Raw genomic sequence first — 18242 nt, 5'->3', positions numbered from 1 at the left:
CGCAGCGTCAAATTTTATTGCTAAAATATAGTGTTATCCTTACTAAGAAACAACCAACAACTGACAGCTTTATCGTAATGTATCGCCGATTATATCACTGGCGGTGCTAGCAAATGAAATCTTTTAGTTTGAGTATCACAGGCTATTATTTATAAGCAAAAACCTTCTTAAGAATGAGGCGAATCGCTATCGGACAAATTAACACCCATCAAATGTTGCCATTGCGCTTGTACTAATGCTCGTGTTTCTTTCCACAGTGACTCATCCACCAATAGCGATTGCTCTGATAGTGCCAATTGATGAGTAGCAGCACGAATTCTGAGGTAAGCATCCGTTAAATCTTGGCAGACTTGCTCCTCCCAAATACCTAGTGATGCCACTTCTTCGAAAATACGAACGTTGTCGCTCCATTTGGTCAGGCTTGGATGCTCATGCGAATAAGCCAATACTGCAAATTGCGCTAAGAACTCAATGTCGATGATCCCGCCTGCATCTTGTTTAAGATGAAACTTACCTGCTTGTTGTTGCCATTGGCTGGTGCCCAGATGTTTTTGCATCTTAATACGCATACTGGTGACTTCTGTACGCACCTGCTCTATCGTGCGCGGTAATGATAATACGTCTCGGCGAATATCACAAAAGCGTGCTGTCACTCGCTTGTCACCGCAAATCGCTCGTGCCCGTACCAAGGCTTGATGCTCCCACGACCATGCCTTTTCTAGCTGATAGGTTTCAAAAGCATGACAAGACACCACCATCATGCCAGCATTACCTGAGGGGCGCAGACGCATATCAATCTCATAAGCGCGGCCATCTCGAGTTTGGGTATTGAGATAGTTCATCAGCTTTTGTACCAAACGGGCAGCAAACTTCATACCGCTGACTGATTTTTCACCCGTAGTCATGCCCTGCTCTTTTATCTTATGCAAAAACACCAGATCCAAATCTGAAGAATACGACAGCTCTAGCCCGCCAAGCTTGCCATAACCAATGATGGCAAAACCGCAGTCTGCCTCAGTCACTGGATCGCCATCTTGTCCAATAGGATAACCGTAGCGTTTGACAATTTCTGCAAAAGCCCGTTCTAATGCGGCTTCTAGTACCACCGCTGCGATATAAGTGAGAGAATCCGACACCTTCATAATCGGACGCTCAGCCAATACATCACTGGCGGCAACCGCCAACACTTGGTTCTTCTTAAATAATCTTAATACGCTGAGCAGCTCTTCTTCGTCATTAGGCTCTACGCGCAATAGCTGTTGACGCAAAATATCACGCAACTCTGGCTTGTCCGGCAAGTGGCGATAGCGCTGCTGTAAAAAAGTATCTAAGAGCACAGGATAATGTGCCAACTCTTTGGCAATCCAAGGACTGGCTGACAGCATAGGTATCAGCTCAATCGTTGCATTGGGGTTTTCTGCAATCATCACCAAATAGATAGAACGACGACAAATCGCTTCGAGCAATGTAATGAGACGCGGCAAAGCGGTATTGGCCAATTGCTGCTGCTCTTGATGAGCGAGTAACGCATGGATAATCACAGGATAAGCGTCATCCAACCGCTCGCGAGCCTCATCGCTTAAGTTAGCGACCATCTTTGACTGCCAAAAATCTTGTAATAGCACTCGGTTTTCTGCCGTTAACACATCATTCAATCGTGCAATCTGTTCATCAAGATGTTCGGGCTCAAGATCTGTGTCTTCATGATCCGGTACCTGACGTTCGGTCACCATACGCTCAAAGGGAACATTGACATTGTCTCGGTGGTGGTTAAGGGTATCTAACAGTGCGTTCCAATCGTCAAACCCAAGGGTAACTGCCAAGTTATACTGCCACTGCGGATCATGTGGCAGGCGCTGAGTCTGTTGATCATTAATCGCTTGAATGGCGTGTTCAAGCCGACGTAAAAAACGATACGCGGCTTGGAGCTCCTGATAAGTAGTCCTCTCTAGATACTCAAGCTTATGTAATACCTGCATTGCTTGTAAACAAGATTTCACCTGTAATTGAGGATGCCTGCCACCATAAATCAACTGAAAGGCCTGCACAATAAATTCAATGTCTCTGATACCACCAGCACCCAGCTTGATGTTATCCAAATCCTCCCGCTGAGCGACTTGGTTTTGAATAAGGGATTTCATCTCCCTGAGCGCTGAAAAAGCACTGTAATCCACATAATAACGGAAAACAAAGGGCTTGATGAGCGCTTGTATCTCATCATAAAACGGCTGTTCTAGCTGCCCGACTACTCGTGCTTTTAACCATGCAAAACGCTCCCATGCACGTCCATGTTGAGAGAAGTACTTCTGCAATGCGGATAAATGAATGGCCAAATCACTACCATCACCCCACGGTCGCAGACGCATATCGACCCGAAAGACAAAGCCATCAGCCGTCTTTTGATCCAATAATTTAATAATACCTTGACCAAGCCTTGTCATAAACCGCTTATTATCTATGCTGCGCGTGCCTTTTGATTTATCACCGCTGGTTACACCGCGAGCCTGATGAACAAAGATAAGGTCTATATCACTCGATAGGTTCAGCTCATGAGCGCCAAGCTTACCCATCGCCATAATCGCCATGTCATCAATTTGCACGTTACCTTTAGCATTGATAAAAGTCGGTTCGCCGTACTGTTTAATCAAATGCTGGTAGGTATAATCTTTGGCAAATGAGATGCAGCCATCTGCAAACTCAGACAGCTCGTCGGTCAATTGCTCAAGTGCTATCAGTTGTAAGGCATCTTGCCAAATCCAGCGCATCATCAGCAGTGTACGTAGATGACGCAGGCCACTCATCACCTTCACTTCATCAGCAAGTTGGTAATTATCATCTAACGTATAATCTTGAATCAAATCATCGATTTGCTGCCGAGTTAAGGTTCGATCTAACGGGTAGCTGCGTAAAAACGTTTGGCATGAAACCGTTCGACTCTCCCAAATCTGATAAGCGAATTCGCTTGCCGTCTGCAATATTTGCAGCTGTTCGGTTGTATACTGACAATCTGTACCATGGGTCGCACGTGAAGGCATAGCGGGTGACATAGGGAACATAACTCCTTGCATAGAGTAATAAGACTACGTGAACTTAGCGCATAAGTTTATCGTTTTTTCTTACGAAGCAGTCACAGCATCAACTAACGATACGCAATATGTCGGTATTTAATATAAAACTACGTTTAATGACAGTGACCCTATTTGCTTTTGAGCGCTTTATGGTAGCATAAACAACTTTAGCGCAGATGATTGAAAAGAGCTCTTATGACAACCATGACCCCATTGCTTCTGATTACTGCTGATCCTAGCCACCCACTTGCCCATTTAGCGCTACGTTATGCACGCGCTTATCTCAAAAATGCCGCCAATAATAAAGATACCAATGACAATGTCACCTTAGATAATATCACCTTAAACGTGTTTTTTTATGGCGATGCGGCGCATACGGCCAATGGTTTACGCTGGCAGTCGGCGGATCAAATTAATTTGACCAAAGAGTGGCAAACGCTCGCTGAGCAGTTCCAGTTAGCGCTGCCTGTCTGTGTCAGTACTGCACTCAGTCGCGGCATTAGCGACACAGATAACAGCAAACGCCATCAACTTAATGGTGACAACCTTGCCACTGGCTTTTCACTGGTCGGACTGAGTGAGCTTGCGATGATGATGCAAGGCGACTGTCGTTTGATGCAGTTTTGATGACTTGCCGTGCAGACAGATTATATTTTATGATAATAACTGTCAGCGACCAATTAGATTAGGAGTTAACCATGAAATTATTAATTCAGCTGCTCACGCCGACTGAAATGGCAAGTTATGAAGGCTGTGCGCTTGCATTAACGCTAGCGACCTTTGGTCATGAAGTACAGCTGTATTTGGATGCGCCTGTTTTTGGCTTGTTGATGCAGCCTGCGTCGCGTTTGCATGGCATGATTCAGTCGCTTGAGCTATATGACATGCCAGCCGCTTGGCTACCTGACGATGTCTTTAGCGGGTGGGTCACGGGTATGCTGCCTATTGATTTGGCTTCACAATTGACATTGATACCTGAAGTGGTGAACGCTTCAGACTTTGAGCAAATACTACGCTTTTAGCCTCGCAAGTTTATTTGTAATACTTTAAATACTAGGGCTTGTCCTCATTTTAAAAATAGAGATGAGAATGAGGATACGCCTTATCCTAAATCTAGCAACGAATCGGACACTGTTATGGCAACTTTATATCAAATACACAGCACAATGGATATGCTCAGGCGCAGTGTCGATGAGATGTCACGGACATGGCGCACCGGTGACAGTATTCTCTTGCTTGGTAGCACCGTGGCTTTTATCAGTTGGCTTGATGCCTATTTGAGTGACAGTGAAATACAAGGCATCGCAAATATTTATGCCTTAGCCGATGATGTGGCGCAGCTGAGTACCAATACCAGTGCGAAGCTCAATCTAGAGACCAAGTTGAGTGGGCTGTTAACCGATGAAGAATGGGTCAATCTAACTCAGAGTACCAATTTTAGTAATACCAATGCTAGTAATACCAGTGTTAGTAATACCGATGCTAATAATGCGGGGTTTGATAAAGTAGTGACCATCGCCCTATGAATAACGATAATACGATTAATCACGATATAACAGCGGCAATCAACGTTGAATTGGATCAAGACGGTCATTTATGTGACCATAATATCTGGACCCCTGATGTCGCTCAGCAATTGGCCGACACTCTAGAGGTGCATCTAGAAACTGAGCATTTACAAATTTTACAACAGGTACGGGCATTTTTTACTCAGTTTAATCACGCACCAGCCACGCGCCCACTGATTAAATGGTTACAGAAAACCTTGCCAGAGCATGATATTAGCAATCAGAAACTACAGCAGTTATTCAACACTGGCTTGGTTGCCCGCCATGTTAATCGCCTTGCCGGTCTGCCCAAACCACCCAACTGTTTGTAGGATATATGGCTTATAAGATATATGAATGGCGATGAATACCTGAATGTTGGATCATCGCCTGCAATCAGTAAAAAATGCACGGCTATTTTGGATCGTACACTGTCAACGTCTCATACCCGATACTACGACCTTCATCACCAGTGAAGCCTTGCTGACGCCAGACCTCATACAGACATATCGCCACACTATTCGATAAGTTCAAACTGCGTGAATCAGCCAGCATAGGCAATCGCAACCAGTGATCAGCGCCGATATCTTCACGTATATCATCTGCCAGACCTGCTGTTTCAGAGCCAAATACTAAGGCGACATTAGGTATCTGCTCAGGCATCAGAGCACTATCAGATTCGGCAGCCATCTGTTGCACACTAAAGTCATAGTCATAAAAAGGCTTGCTCAGTTTAGTGGTCAATGCTGTGACAATATGACAATCCGCTGCCTGTAGCGCCAGTTTTGCTGCTGCCCAATCATCATGTACTTGTAGGTGCGCGTATTCATGATAATCCAAACCTGCACGCCGCAGCTTTTTATCATCAAGCTCAAACCCTAATGGCCTGACCAAGTGTAGCTGCGCGCCCGTGTTGGCACATAAGCGGATAATATTGCCCGTGTTACTAGGCATTTTGGGCGCTACCAACACAACATGAGTGGTCATATCGACTCCTTAAGTCGTCAAATCTGCATATTATCGTCGATCCAAGATAACGTGGACAGACTCTACTAAAATGATGGTTATTTGAATTTCTGAGCAAAAGGTAATTAAAAGTTACAGTTTACTGCCAATAATTACATTTTGATACTTTGCACAGTTTTTAACTTTCACTATGATGTCTCTAACGGATATCGAGATAGTATTTATCAATTATTATCTTATCCAATAACCCCTCAGTGAGGCTCAAGCCTAATGCTTAGCATCACTGTTATTATTTATAACGACCCATTTTTGAGGATTCTATTATGAAAAAATTAATCATCGCATCTTTAACTGCTATGTTTGTTCTAACTGGTTGCAACACTTTTAAAGGTTTGGGCCAAGACGTATCAAGCGCTGGCGAAGCTGTTACTGGCGGCGCACAAGACGTACAAAATAAAATCTAAGTATTGATTTTTTTTGAGTATTTGAAAGGCTTATCATTTACGTGATAAGCCTTTTTTTATGACTTTATTTTTCGATCGTGAAGACTGACATCAAAGACGCCGTGAATATCTCCAATTATAAGAAAGCTCGCAATATCTGATTGAGATAACGTTGACCCAATAGCGTTGGCTGTAGTCGTTCAGTATTGTCTACTAGCAATCCCTGAGTAATCAATTGCGCCACTTGTACAGCAATATCATCATCACTAAGCCCTGTCCTTGCGGTAAACATCGACCAAGCGACGCCATCATGTAGACGTAGCGCATTCAGCATAAACTCACTCACCAACTCCTCACTATCAATTTCCTGCCAACCCACCATTTTTGGTGCGCTTTGTTTAATAGAAGAGTCAGGGATATCTTGATAATCCACATAATCTTTAGGCAATCGTGACTTACTAAAACGATAAATACCAGAATCTGCTAGCAAGTCATTCTTTGAGCCATTCTCTGTTAATGCTGATGCTTCATGAGCAATCGTTACTTTACCATGTGCGCCTGCACCAATCGCTAAGTAGTCACCAAATTGCCAGTAATTAACATTGTGACGGCATGCTTTATCTGACGCGCCTGCCCACGCGGATACTTCGTAATTGTGGTAGCCCAATTGCTGCAACAACGCTTGACCTGCCTGCTCAATATCTGCCAAGTTATCCTCATCTGGCAAAATCGGCTGGCTGCGGTAAAATACGGTGTTGGGCTCAATCGTTAATTGATACCAAGAGATATGCGTCGCCCCAGCATCATGTGCCATCTGGATATCGTCCAGCGCCTCATTCATCGTTTGCTGCGGCAGCCCATGCATCAAATCGACATTGACTCGCTCAAACCCAGCTGCGCGAGCCGCACGAATCGCTGACAATGCTTGTGCAGGGTCATGTATGCGACCAAGGGTTTTGAGCTTATCAGCCGCAAAACTTTGTACACCTATCGACAAACGATTGATACCCACCTCTAAATATTGAGCAAAAGGCGCATGCTCAAGCGTGCCCGGATTGGCTTCCATGGTCACTTCAATGCCATCAGCAAACTTAAAAATGTTACGTAAGCCAGTAAACAATCGCTGGTATTGCGCAATGGGTAGCAGTGAAGGCGTACCACCACCGATAAAAATCGAACTGATTTCACGCGCTTGGGTTAACGACTGCTGCATGGCGGCATCTGACAGCAGCGCATCCACATATTCGTCATACATAGATAGTTGCATATCCATCGGCAGCTCATGCGAATTAAAATCACAATAAGGGCATTTTTTGACACACCACGGGATATGAATATAAAGCGCCAGTGGAATGGCACTTACCTGTATCCCACTCACAGTATTATTAGAGATGCTGAGGTTATCAGAAAAATGAGCAAGTGTAATATTTGACATAAACGAAGGTATCTATAAAAAAGGTTACATAAATGGATGACTGCTATCACTCGCAGAAAGTAGCGCTAGGATAACGGCTAATGTGATTAAAAAAAAGGCTATCTTAAAGAAAAGCCGATCAATAACAAAACCAATCACAAACATGCATGTTAACCCTGTACTTTTATAGGCAAAATAGTGAAGAATGATGGCATAAAATGACATTGCATACAGTGATATTGCAAATAATGAATGGCTGATAATGATAAATAGGATAAAGATATGGCTTATTGGTTGATGAAATCCAACCCCAAGTTTTTTGGTATTGATGATTTGCAACGCCTAGAGACCGACAGTTGGGATGGTGTGCGCAATTACCGCGCTCGTAACTTCATGCGTGACGAGATGCAGGTCGGCGACAAGGTGTTCTTTTATCACTCTAGCGCTAAGCCGTCTGGCGTCGCTGGCATCATGACGGTAAGCAAAGCAGGCTACCCTGACCCTTGCCAGTTCAATCCTGAGCACCGTCATTACGATCCTATTGCCACCGAAGATGAGCCACGATGGTATATGGTAGACGTCACTTTTGAGCAAGCATTTATTGATATTCTACCACTATCAGCCCTTAAATTTTTACCCGCACTTGAGGATTCATTATTAATGAAAAAAGGCTGTGAGCAACTTACCGTGATTCCACTAGACGCCAAACACTGGTACGCCATTATGGATATGGCAGAAACGCTTAATCTGCTATCTGAGCAACCAGTGGTTAGATAGTAACGATTGAGTAAGGTTTTTAGTGTTATCAACGAACATTTATTGATGCGCTTGCTGCAAAAAATTTGCTATATTTGCGATTTATGCTCAACAATTCATTTCTCGACCTTCTTTATCACACCTTTATCCCCATTATCAGGACCCGCTTATGAGCGCACCCAAACTACTATTATCTGTATTAACCGTCAGTATATTCAGTCTGACCCTTAGCGCCTGTGGCAGTGACGGGGACAAGGTCAAAGAGGAATATGACCGAATAGAAGATCAGGTGAACAATGAATATGATCGTTTGGAAGACAAAGTCAAAGAGAAGTATAAAGAAGTCGAAGATAAGCTGAGCGATGATGAAAAATCCATGGCTGAGATTTTGGAGTCGGTATTTTTACCAGAAGAATCACTCGATAATTTCTTGGACAAAATAACCCCAGAAGGCGGTCGCGGCGGTTTATATGTCGGACACTTCATTGAGATTGAAGATGGTGACAACGACGATATCGATATCGGTGCTGTTTACTTTGACATCAGCAAAGATGGCGCTGGCAGCGTCGATGGTAGCGTTAGTTATCAGCAGCAAGCCTGCCAAGAAAATAACACTTTGGGTATCAACTCAGCCATTAAGGTTGACAACTATATCGCGGGTAAAATAACAGGCAGTCTCGATACGTTAGCGTTTTTAGACATTAAATATGTCAATGATTTGGGCGTAGAAACACCAAACTTATTAACCACCTTTGCGGGGAGCTTTGAGGAAAAAGAAGCAGGATCACCTTGGAGAGGTAGCTTTGAGTATCAGGATGGCCTCGGCGGTAAAAAGCTAACCAGTAGCGAAAAAAATTGCAACGTCACCTACACCATCAGCGATCGCTCTAATTTTAAGACGTACCCACTTGATTATAGTCTGGGCAAAATGACTCTTGATGTCATCGGTAATGGCAGTCAAAAGACCGTCACTTGGCAAAATCCTGCCAATACCAAGTATTTACTGGTCAGCCAAATTGATGTCAACAAAGCCGAGTCTGGTGCCAACGGCTATGTGCAGAATGTGATATTAAGTAATCTTGAAACACAGTTTGCCCCTGTCATTCCAGCCATGTCCACCAATTACGTGATTGTCGTGCAAGCATTTGATGCCAATAATACCTTGATTGGCTATCAAGCAGTGGTGCAAGATTTGCCTGAGTCGCTATAAATGCCTGCTGATGTGCCTATAAGTTAGAATGGTTATCGTCCAGTGCACACTCTATGGAATCGATTACCTTTCACAGTCAGTTTTTAAGATCGATACAACGCTTTTAAAGCGTTGACATCATAGCGTGGCTTCTTTACCATTCTATTTATTTATGACCTGTCAATCCACTGCTTGGATTGACGGGTTATTTTTATTTTTGTGCCTGCCTTTTTTTGCATACTCTGTCTATATGGGCTTGCTCATATTATTTATCGGAGTATTATCGTCGGCACGACTCCCCCTTTTACATCCAGCCAAAAAACTGGATTGGCTTGGTTAAACGTGCTTAGGGCGTGTCCTCATTTGCTTTTCTGCTCAAGTTTTTGGTCATGGTATGACCGTCTCGCTATTGTTTTGTTGATGGCAATATTTGCTCATCTATCATAATTACCGCAAAGAATAAAAAGTTGCTCACTATGGTTTTCCCATTATCTTTTAGAGATTTTAAAAGCTACAGCTTACGCTTAGGCGTGCTCGCGCTTCCTATTTTAATTACTCAGTTTTGCCAAGCAGCACTTGGTGTGGTCGATGCTATCATGGCAGGTCAAGTCTCCGCGCTTGATTTGGCTGCCGTCGCCGTTGGCTCTGGTATTTGGCTGCCGCTGTTTTTATTAGCCACTGGTATTTTAATCGCCACCACCCCTCTTATTGGTGAGGCGATTGGTCAAAATAAGCACCATCAAGTACCGCATATCACGCAGCAGTCTTTATGGACCGCCAGTGTCATTGGTATTATGGGCTTTATCATCGTTAATTTAGCACCCAATGTACTTGGGATCATGGGTGTGCCTGAAAACATCCAACCGATCGCAACGCAGTATTTGCATGGCGTGTCGTTTGGTTTTCCCGCACTGGCAGTCTATGCGGTACTACGCAGTTATTGCGAAGCACTTGGGCGGCCTGAGCCGGTGACAGTGATTAGTATTATCGGGCTACTTGCCGATATCCCCCTTAACTATATATTTATCCACGGTCTGTTCGGCATGCCCGAAATGGGCGGCGCAGGCTGCGGGGTCGCAACGGCAATTGTGTTATGGATAAATGTTTTATTACTGGCGGCTTATACCAGCTTTACTAAGCGACAGCAGTTTGCTAGCACGCGCTTCTTTTATGCCTTTGCCAGTCCTAATCGTGCACAGATTAAAAAGCTCCTTAAACTTGGTATTCCGATTGGTATCTCTATCTTTTTTGAAGCCAGTTTGTTCAGCTTGGGCGCTCTTGTTATCAGTCCATTAGGTGAGCTAGCAACCGCATCGCATCAGGTGGCATTAGCAGTGACCTCTCAGCTGTTTATGATTCCGATATCGGTCGCGATGGCACTGACAATCATGGTATCCAATCGTTTTGGCGAAAAAAACCTCATGGCGTTACGTCAAGTGCAAGCCACTGGTCTTATCTGGACAGTATTGATTGCACTCACGTGTATGCTTGGTATTTGGCTATTTAGGCCACAATTGGCAGCTGCATTCTCTGATAACCCAGCCGTTATCACGCAATCTATGCATTTACTTATTTTTGCCCTTGGTTATCAGCTGTTCGATGGCTGGCAAGTCAACGTCGCTGGTATATTGCGCGGCATGCAAGACACCACGATCCCAATGTGGGTCACGTTGTTTTGTTACTGGCTGGTGGCATTGCCACTCGGTGTTTATTTGGTGCGCTTCACCGATATAGGCGCACAAGGGTTTTGGATGGCATTAATCACAGGTTTATTCTTATCGTCTATTCTACTCACCCTACGCCTGCGCTATCAACAAAAGCGTCTGACGGCGATGTGGGGTTAATGCAGCAGCGATACTGATGTAAATGCAGTATCTACTAACCATGACTAGCGCTACATGGTCACATAGACTATGATAAATCATTAAGCATTTCTTACTCGTAAGAAATGCTTACGTCATAATATGTAAAAAAACTCAGTTAACAACTGTACATCGATTGCTCATTGCCATGAATATAGGTATCATTAGCAATTACCTACACAATATTTAGTTACACTATTTCTTGAAATTAGTAGAAGGCAAAATTAAAACTATGGATATTGAAAAAATACGCACCCTAATCGCCCTCATGGAAGAAAGTGAACTGGTTAATTTAGAAATCAGCTCAGATGATGAACACATCAGCTTAACTCGTCACTATGATGCGCCTGCACCGACCATGATGGCCGCACCTGCTGCTGGCATTACCCCTATCACTGCTGAAGCAAAGCCAGCGGTAAAAGCGGGTAGCGTTGAGACATCGCCGATGGTTGGTGTTTATTACTCAGCCCCTAGCCCTAATGATCCGCCATTCGTAAAGGTCGGACAAAAGGTGCAAGCTGGTGACACATTGGGCATCATCGAAGCCATGAAAATTATGAATCCTCTTGAGGCAACGCAAAGTGGTGTCGTTGACGAAATCTTAGTCAATAATTCCGAAGTGGTACAGTTTGGTCAACCCGTCATACGCTATAGAGCTTAACGACACTATTTACCAACCTTTACCTCATTATGATAGAGATTTCGTTATCATTTGGCATTTTAGCTTGAGTTATTTTATCTTTATCGTAGCTCGATTTAATGGTGCCTAAAATAACGACTCTATCAATGACCGCCGCTTCGACAAGGATGACCCCATGATAAAAAAACTGCTCATCGCCAATAGAGGTGAGATTGCCCTACGTATCGTTCGAGCCTGCAAAGCCCTTGGCATAGAGACCGTCGGTGTCTACTCCACAGCTGATGCAAACTTGATGCACCTGCGCTTTGTTGATGAGGCAATCTGTATTGGCAAACCCAATGCCAATCAAAGCTATCTTGATATCAATACTATTTTAACCGCAGCTGAAATCACTGGTGCCGACGCTATCCATCCGGGTTATGGTTTTTTGGCTGAAAATGCTGAATTCGCTGAACGCGTCGAAGAAGCAGGTCTCACTTTCGTTGGTCCTAATGCTGATCATATTCGATTAATGGGCAATAAAGTCTCTGCCATTAATGCGATGAAAAAAGCTGGCGTACCGACCGTCCCTGGTTCAGTGGGCGCGGTAACGTTGCATAATGCTGAAGAGCAAGCACGCCATATCGGCTTTCCGTTATTGATTAAAGCCGCTTCTGGCGGCGGCGGTCGCGGTATGCGCGTGGTTGAGCGCTTCGAAGAAGTCATTGGTCAAGTACAGGCTGCTAAGCAAGAAGCTGAGCTGTGGTTTGGCGATGATACTGTATATATGGAACGCTACCTACAAAATCCGCGCCACGTAGAGATACAAGTGCTTGGCGATGGTAATGGTAATGCCATTCACTTATACGATCGAGATTGTTCATTGCAACGTCGTCACCAAAAAGTATTAGAAGAAGCCCCTGCGCCTGATATCCCTGATGATGTACGTCAGCCTATCTTGGACGCTTGCGTCAAAGCATGTGAGTTGGTGAAATATCGCGGTGCGGGTACTTTTGAGTTTTTATTTGAAAATAATGAATACTTTTTTATTGAGATGAATACTCGTGTGCAAGTTGAGCATCCGGTAACTGAGATGATTACTGGCATCGACGTGGTCGTCGAGCAGCTAAAAATTGCAGCCGGCTACGGCTTGTCTTATCGTCAAAGCGAGATTGAGATTCAAGGTCATGCCATTGAATGTCGCATCAATGCTGAAGACCCAGCGACCTTTATGCCTTGTCCTGGTACAGTCACTCAGTTATTTGCCCCCAGTGGTGCTGGTGTACGCTTTGACTCGCACCTCTATCCGGGCTATGAGATTCCAAGCTATTATGACTCATTGATTGGCAAGCTTATCTGCCATGGTCAAACGCGCCAGCAAGCCGTCTCTAAGACGCTGCATGCACTCGATGAATTGGTGATTGAAGGTATTAAAACCAATATCCCGCTGCATCGCGATGTCATTTTGGCAGATGACAATTTTATTCACGAAGCACAAAATATTCATTACCTTGAAAGAGAGCTTCTAACTGGCAATAAAAAGAAGGCGGATGTATAACCTGCTTTGATTTATTGTTAAACACAAAAAAACCGCTACCTATTTAGATAGCGGTTTTTTTATGTTTCTATTTTAGAAAAAAACGGTCTTAAGTCTTATCATTAACGATAAAGTGCTATGGTAACACTCTATTAAAATTCATAAAGCATTCATTACCATCAGGATCCGCACACCACTGCATTTGGTTGCCATCGTGGTTTAAAAACGCAATCAACGCTTCGTCAGTTTGGTCGATTTGGTTACCTGAACAATCTACCTCATTGTTGTCATAGACTGTTTTTAGCGCAATAATGGGCAGCCCTTCTTCGCGGTGCGTGATTAGGTAACGACCATATGTCCACTCTTTGCCACTCACTGCCCACATCTCATTATCAGCCGCAAAATTATATAGCTCGCGGCACTGATTTGCTTTTTTGGCAGAGACCTTTAACTGGTTGTTGGTATTTGGCCTAATATTAAGGACGCGCTTTTCACTTTGCACAAGGACACCGCCTTCTGTGTCAGCAGTCACTTTTGGCTCATCACTTTTTGTCTGTTTCAGCTCTTTTGCTACAGCTTGTCTGGCTTTGGCTTCTTTGGTCATCGTGATACTACTGTCTAAGTCGATTTCCCATTGTCCTGCGATAGCTGGGCTGATATGAGTGGTAATAGTCGGTTTAGTGACCACTTCGCCATTCACTGGCAATGACGCCAAAATAGCAGCCAATGAAAATGAAGCAAGTGAGATAGGTTCCATAATTAACCTTTTGTTTATAATATAATAATATGAGTTATGTACATTAGCGTAAGTCTTAGACATCAAAAACACAAGTAACATTATGCTATTAGTCGCGATGCTTTAGCCAACTGCAAGATAGGCGATAGTCATAAATATCTATTTTCTGCATATAGACTGTCGTTTTTCATGCAAAAAATAACGCCATCGCTTTACTTGCCAAAGACAAGAAGCGACAGCGTTATAGCTACAAGTTATTAAAACGATCATAAAAATATTAAGCAGTAGCAGTACTAACTGCTTGAGCAAACGCTGATAATGCGCCTTTAAGCATCGCTGATACAGTACTGCTGCAAGTGCCAATGCCAGAATAAACTTCACCATCTACATTTAGTTGGATATAAGCCGCCGCATTCGCATTAGTTTTGTTGTCATTATTGGTATCATCATCGATGCCATTACCGCTATTATGCTGCGGATTAATCGCATGCTCAGCGTAGTTGATGACATGTATCGATTTACCAGTGTGCTGGGCAAGGCCGTCTATAAACGATGATAATGGACCATTACCAGTGCCATCAATATTAATGATGTCCCCATTCATTTGTACTTGACCAGTAAAGTAGACTTCACCGCCTTTATTATTGACCGTATAATCTAATAGCTCAAAACTGCCTTGCTGTAGATACGTGTCTTCAAAGGTCTGTAAAATTTCATCATTCTGCAATTCACGAGCAGCTGATTCAGCTTGCTTCTGTACCACGCCGCTGAAGTCAATTTGCATCCAGCGCGGCAAATTAAAGCCATAGTTGCGCTGCAAGATATAAGCCACACCGCCTTTACCAGACTGGCTATTGATACGTACCACATCCTGATAACTACGACCAATATGCGCCGGATCAATTGGCAAGTAAGCCACATCCCAAACGTTATCCGTCTCGTTTTGATGCTTTTCGTTATAATCGAGAGATTTTTTGATGGCATCTTGATGTGAGCCACTAAAGGCCGTAAAGACCAATTCGCCGACGTATGGATGACGCGGATGTAAGGGCAAATTGTTACATTCGCTGACCACTTGTACAATTTCGCTCATGTTACTAAAATCAAGCTCTGGATCGATACCTTGACTAAACAAGTTCATCGCCATGACCATGATATCCATATTACCCGTGCGCTCACCGTTACCCAATAGCGTACCTTCGATACGATCGGCACCCGCTAACACCCCAAGCTCTGCTGCTGCAACCGCACAGCCACGGTCATTATGTGTATGCAAGCTGATAATGACATGCTCACGCTGGGCAAGATGACGGCAGAAATACTCGACTTGGTCGGCAAAAACATTGGGCATAGACGCTTCAACCGTCGCTGGCAAGTTTAAAATTACTTCCTGCCCTTGTTGTGGTTGCCATACTTCACAGACCGCATCACAGACTTCTACGGCATATTCAGTTTCTGTTTGACTAAAGCTTTCTGGTGAATACTGGAACACCCACTCTGTTTCTGGGTATTTAGCCGCATATTCAACCAATAATTTAGCACCAGTAACAGCAATTTCTTTAATCTCAGCTTTGTCTTTACCGTAGACCTTTTCACGTTGGATACGGCACGTTGAATTATAAACATGGACAATCGCACGCTTCGCGCCTTTCAATGACTCAAACGTACGGGCGATCAAATGCTCACGAGCCTGTACCAATACCTGCAAAGTCACATCGTCTGGGACGTGATTTTCTTCGATAAGTTTACGAGCAAAATCAAACTCAACCTGCGCCGCTGATGGAAAGCCAATTTCAATCTCTTTAAAACCAACCTCAACCAACGTTTTAAAAAAACGCATTTTTTGTTCGATCGTCATCGGGTCAATCAGTGCTTGATTGCCATCACGCAGATCCACACTTGCCCAAATTGGTGACTTTTCAATCGTTTTGCTTGGCCAAGTACGATCTGACAGCGATGGCGCAAAAGCAAATGGACGATACTTTTTATAATCAAAAGCGGCATTTTTGGGTGTAATCTTTGCAGTCGTTGAGGCTACAGTGCGTTTGGCTTGGTCAGACATAATCAATCCTTAGATGATATGGGAATTTATGTTTTTAGCTGGACGGCTGGTGATTAGATCAATGTTTATCATACGAGATAACCAATGTTTATACCATAATAATATCAGAGTTTATGCAATAGAAATCAGCTTTCTTTGATAATATATGGCGCTATTTTAGTGAAAAAATACAATTTACTCAGTATAATTAGCTGAATTCACTAACAAAGCAACAGATTATGCCAAACAGTCATCTTGATAGTCCACATTTAACCGATATTGATGAGATCGATCGACAGCTCTTGCGCGTATTGCAAACTCAGGCACGCATGAGTATCACCGAGCTTGCCGAACGCGTCAACCTGTCAGCCACGCCTTGTGCACGCCGTATTAAACGCTTAGAAGATGCTGGTATTATCACGGGTTATCACACCAAAACGGATGCGCAGAAACTTGGCTACCCGCTCGCTGTCTTTATTGCGATTAGTATGGATCGCCATACGGCTGAGCGTTTTGAGCAATTTGAGCGTAAGATTCAGAGCTTTGATGAAGTCATTAGCTGTAGCATTGTCACGGGTCGTACGGAAGACTACCTTATAAAGGTAAGAGTACGCGATATGGCACATTATGAGGAGTTTTTATTACACAGGCTCAATCGTATCGAAGGTGTCGCTCAAGTGCATACCAGTTTTGAGCTGCGAGAAATATTTAATCGTAGTGTGGTTTAGTAGTGTCGTTTAAATGGTAGTCGGTGGCTGTCGACGAAACAATAGCAACAGCACCAATCCAACCATCAATCCAGCGGCGGCAACGAGTAGCCCTGCATTGAAATTGTCGTCCTGCCCTGCCAATGCTACCGTCACCAATGGCCCCAAGAATTGACCCAATGCATAAGCCAAAGTTGCCAATCCTATCAGCAAATTTGAGTAAGCAGGATTGATGTTTTTAATCAAAGTGAGCGTCATCGATACCATACCCACAAAGGTCAAACCTAAAATAGCAGCATTGCCGTACAAACCAATAGCGCCATCGAACCATATGGGCAGGCACATCCCAAATGCTTGTAATATCGTTAAGCCTATTAACGTTTTAATTTCACCAATTCGCTTGGCAAGTGCGCCCCACAGTGGATTTGATAACATCGCAAATACACCAACGACTAGCCAAATGAGCAATCCAGCATACGTCTGCGTCGTGAGGCGCTGTGCTGCCATGACTGGCAAAAATGTTGCAGAGGTAATATAACCAAAGCCTGCCAGTACATAGCTCGCTGACAGCAAAGCAATAGCCTTACGATGACCAGCAATGGCCTCATACAAAGCGCGCTTAAAGCTCAAATAGGTTTGATGCACTGACACGTGCTGTGTAGGATCAGTCTGCAGCGAGTCGGAACCCTGTGCTTGTCTTGGTTTTACCGCATAGAGTAGCCATAACAGAGGTAAACTTGTAAAGCCTGCTACCAACCAAATGACATTAAAATGATAGCCCAATATTAACAACCACCACGTCAGTATAGCAGAGGCACTGATGCCTACACCAATACCTGCGTAGTGTACTGCCGACAGTACAGAGCGGCGTTCAGGACTTAAGCTTTGAATGACAAACGATGAGCTTAAAATCATCGCTACCCCGCTTGCAATACCTGCGATTAGACGAATGAGATACCATAGAGTTAATGACATATCAGGTACGACAAGTAGCATCGTTGTGACGACACTTATCATTGCCCACAGTGTCAGCGCTTGCCACGTCGAACGCTGAGGCACAAACATGGCGATGAGGGCACCGATAAAATAACCGATGTAATTGATAGAGGCAAGCCAGCCTGCAATCGTCGTTGAAATCGACAGTTGCACCATAATATCGGGCAAGGTGGCAGTAAAGAGGAAGCGTCCATAGCCCATGACGACTGCCATGCAGTACATACCGATACAGGCAATGGCAGCTTCATTGGTAATATGAGGAAAAGCACGGCTTTTGAGAGCAGTCATCATGACAGAGCCATTTTTGCGGCAATTAGCACACAATCCTTTGTGTTAGAGCATTCAAGAGCAGCGGCAGATT

The 18242-nt window shown here is 44.0% G+C and carries 17 protein-coding genes; 11 read left to right on the top strand and 6 right to left on the bottom strand.

Annotation, left to right across the window (positions count from 1 at the left end):
- Positions 1-167: 167 nt before the first annotated feature.
- Positions 168-3047, bottom strand: a complete 2880-nt coding sequence (gene glnE, locus AK822_RS06170) for a bifunctional [glutamate--ammonia ligase]-adenylyl-L-tyrosine phosphorylase/[glutamate--ammonia-ligase] adenylyltransferase (RefSeq protein WP_087945576.1) — start codon at positions 3045-3047, stop codon at positions 168-170.
- Positions 3048-3263: 216 nt separating this feature from the next.
- On the opposite strand from glnE, the gene tusD reads away from it, so the two are divergent.
- The 4 genes from tusD (at position 3264) to AK822_RS06150 (ending at position 4947) form a co-directional block, all read left to right on the top strand.
- Positions 3264-3695, top strand: a complete 432-nt coding sequence (gene tusD / locus AK822_RS06165) for a sulfurtransferase complex subunit TusD (protein ID WP_060490951.1) — start codon at positions 3264-3266, stop codon at positions 3693-3695.
- 71 nt (positions 3696-3766) lie between these two features.
- Complete coding sequence (locus AK822_RS06160) at positions 3767-4090, top strand: hypothetical protein (RefSeq protein WP_045454966.1); 324 nt, start codon at positions 3767-3769, stop codon at positions 4088-4090.
- A gap of 114 nt (positions 4091-4204) precedes the next feature.
- Entirely contained in the window at positions 4205-4594 is a 390-nt protein-coding gene (locus AK822_RS06155) for a hypothetical protein (protein ID WP_228139069.1), read from the top strand.
- Positions 4591-4947, top strand: a complete 357-nt coding sequence (locus tag AK822_RS06150; RefSeq protein WP_087945575.1) for a TusE/DsrC/DsvC family sulfur relay protein — start codon at positions 4591-4593, stop codon at positions 4945-4947. Before AK822_RS06155 ends, AK822_RS06150 begins: the two co-directional genes overlap by 4 nt.
- Before the next feature lie 82 nt (positions 4948-5029).
- On the opposite strand, the gene AK822_RS06145 is transcribed toward AK822_RS06150, so the two are convergent.
- Positions 5030-5602: a tRNA (cytidine(34)-2'-O)-methyltransferase gene (locus tag AK822_RS06145; protein WP_060490950.1), complete on the bottom strand. Its 573-nt coding sequence runs from the start codon at positions 5600-5602 to the stop codon at positions 5030-5032.
- Positions 5603-5904: 302 nt separating this feature from the next.
- Here AK822_RS06145 and AK822_RS06140 point away from each other — a divergent pair, with 302 nt between their 5' ends.
- A complete protein-coding gene (locus tag AK822_RS06140) occupies positions 5905-6045 on the top strand; it encodes an entericidin A/B family lipoprotein (RefSeq protein WP_045447789.1) in 141 nt (46 codons plus the stop codon).
- Between the two features lie 115 nt (positions 6046-6160).
- Here AK822_RS06140 and hemW read toward each other — a convergent pair whose 3' ends face one another.
- Positions 6161-7459, bottom strand: coding sequence for a radical SAM family heme chaperone HemW (gene hemW, locus AK822_RS06135; RefSeq protein WP_087815242.1), 1299 nt, complete (start codon positions 7457-7459; stop codon positions 6161-6163).
- A gap of 261 nt (positions 7460-7720) precedes the next feature.
- On the opposite strand from hemW, the gene AK822_RS06130 reads away from it, so the two are divergent.
- The 5 genes from AK822_RS06130 to accC all read left to right on the top strand — a co-directional run bounded on the left by AK822_RS06130 (position 7721) and on the right by accC (position 13422).
- Positions 7721-8215 carry an EVE domain-containing protein gene (locus AK822_RS06130; protein WP_060490949.1) on the top strand — a complete coding sequence of 165 codons (495 nt, stop codon included), beginning with the start codon at positions 7721-7723 and terminating at the stop codon, positions 8213-8215.
- A gap of 148 nt (positions 8216-8363) precedes the next feature.
- On the top strand, positions 8364-9404 hold the full coding sequence (locus AK822_RS06125) for a hypothetical protein (RefSeq protein WP_060490948.1): 1041 nt from the start codon (positions 8364-8366) through the stop codon (positions 9402-9404).
- A 455-nt stretch (positions 9405-9859) separates the two neighbouring features.
- Positions 9860-11227: an MATE family efflux transporter gene (locus AK822_RS06120; protein WP_060490947.1), complete on the top strand. Its 1368-nt coding sequence runs from the start codon at positions 9860-9862 to the stop codon at positions 11225-11227.
- 250 nt (positions 11228-11477) lie between these two features.
- Positions 11478-11906: an acetyl-CoA carboxylase biotin carboxyl carrier protein gene (gene accB / locus AK822_RS06115; RefSeq protein WP_060490946.1), complete on the top strand. Its 429-nt coding sequence runs from the start codon at positions 11478-11480 to the stop codon at positions 11904-11906.
- Positions 11907-12060: 154 nt separating this feature from the next.
- Complete coding sequence (gene accC / locus AK822_RS06110; protein ID WP_060490945.1) at positions 12061-13422, top strand: acetyl-CoA carboxylase biotin carboxylase subunit; 1362 nt, start codon at positions 12061-12063, stop codon at positions 13420-13422.
- A gap of 115 nt (positions 13423-13537) precedes the next feature.
- Here the strand turns inward: accC and AK822_RS06105 are convergent, their stop codons facing one another.
- Together AK822_RS06105 and leuA are read right to left on the bottom strand one after the other, a co-directional pair.
- Positions 13538-14158: a hypothetical protein gene (locus AK822_RS06105; protein ID WP_060490944.1), complete on the bottom strand. Its 621-nt coding sequence runs from the start codon at positions 14156-14158 to the stop codon at positions 13538-13540.
- Positions 14159-14414: 256 nt separating this feature from the next.
- Entirely contained in the window at positions 14415-16199 is a 1785-nt protein-coding gene (leuA, locus tag AK822_RS06100) for a 2-isopropylmalate synthase (protein ID WP_060490943.1), read from the bottom strand.
- Positions 16200-16417: 218 nt separating this feature from the next.
- On the opposite strand from leuA, the gene AK822_RS06095 reads away from it, so the two are divergent.
- Positions 16418-16906 carry an Lrp/AsnC family transcriptional regulator gene (locus AK822_RS06095; RefSeq protein WP_060490942.1) on the top strand — a complete coding sequence of 163 codons (489 nt, stop codon included), beginning with the start codon at positions 16418-16420 and terminating at the stop codon, positions 16904-16906.
- 9 nt (positions 16907-16915) lie between these two features.
- On the opposite strand, the gene AK822_RS06090 is transcribed toward AK822_RS06095, so the two are convergent.
- A complete protein-coding gene (locus AK822_RS06090) occupies positions 16916-18172 on the bottom strand; it encodes a YbfB/YjiJ family MFS transporter (RefSeq protein ID WP_060490941.1) in 1257 nt (418 codons plus the stop codon).
- Between the last annotated feature and the right edge of the window lie 70 nt (positions 18173-18242).

The organism is Psychrobacter sp. P11F6 (assembly GCF_001435295.1).
Lineage (GTDB): Bacteria > Pseudomonadota > Gammaproteobacteria > Pseudomonadales > Moraxellaceae > Psychrobacter.
Note: the sequence above shows the minus strand (reverse complement) of the source record. Positions and strands in the feature narration are given on the sequence as shown.

Excerpts from the sequence above, each read along its gene's own strand:
- glnE (WP_087945576.1), bottom strand. The coding sequence starts at position 3,047 with ATGTCACCCGCTATGCCTTCACGTGCGACCCATGGTACAGATTGTCAG.
- tusD (WP_060490951.1), top strand. The coding sequence starts at position 3,264 with ATGACAACCATGACCCCATTGCTTCTGATTACTGCTGATCCTAGCCAC.
- AK822_RS06160 (WP_045454966.1), top strand. The coding sequence starts at position 3,767 with ATGAAATTATTAATTCAGCTGCTCACGCCGACTGAAATGGCAAGTTAT.
- AK822_RS06155 (WP_228139069.1), top strand. The coding sequence starts at position 4,205 with ATGGCAACTTTATATCAAATACACAGCACAATGGATATGCTCAGGCGC.
- AK822_RS06150 (WP_087945575.1), top strand. The coding sequence starts at position 4,591 with ATGAATAACGATAATACGATTAATCACGATATAACAGCGGCAATCAAC.
- AK822_RS06145 (WP_060490950.1), bottom strand. The coding sequence starts at position 5,602 with ATGACCACTCATGTTGTGTTGGTAGCGCCCAAAATGCCTAGTAACACG.
- AK822_RS06140 (WP_045447789.1), top strand. The coding sequence starts at position 5,905 with ATGAAAAAATTAATCATCGCATCTTTAACTGCTATGTTTGTTCTAACT.
- hemW (WP_087815242.1), bottom strand. The coding sequence starts at position 7,459 with ATGTCAAATATTACACTTGCTCATTTTTCTGATAACCTCAGCATCTCT.
- AK822_RS06130 (WP_060490949.1), top strand. The coding sequence starts at position 7,721 with ATGGCTTATTGGTTGATGAAATCCAACCCCAAGTTTTTTGGTATTGAT.
- AK822_RS06125 (WP_060490948.1), top strand. The coding sequence starts at position 8,364 with ATGAGCGCACCCAAACTACTATTATCTGTATTAACCGTCAGTATATTC.
- AK822_RS06120 (WP_060490947.1), top strand. The coding sequence starts at position 9,860 with ATGGTTTTCCCATTATCTTTTAGAGATTTTAAAAGCTACAGCTTACGC.
- accB (WP_060490946.1), top strand. The coding sequence starts at position 11,478 with ATGGATATTGAAAAAATACGCACCCTAATCGCCCTCATGGAAGAAAGT.
- accC (WP_060490945.1), top strand. The coding sequence starts at position 12,061 with ATGATAAAAAAACTGCTCATCGCCAATAGAGGTGAGATTGCCCTACGT.
- AK822_RS06105 (WP_060490944.1), bottom strand. The coding sequence starts at position 14,158 with ATGGAACCTATCTCACTTGCTTCATTTTCATTGGCTGCTATTTTGGCG.
- leuA (WP_060490943.1), bottom strand. The coding sequence starts at position 16,199 with ATGTCTGACCAAGCCAAACGCACTGTAGCCTCAACGACTGCAAAGATT.
- AK822_RS06095 (WP_060490942.1), top strand. The coding sequence starts at position 16,418 with ATGCCAAACAGTCATCTTGATAGTCCACATTTAACCGATATTGATGAG.
- AK822_RS06090 (WP_060490941.1), bottom strand. The coding sequence starts at position 18,172 with ATGATGACTGCTCTCAAAAGCCGTGCTTTTCCTCATATTACCAATGAA.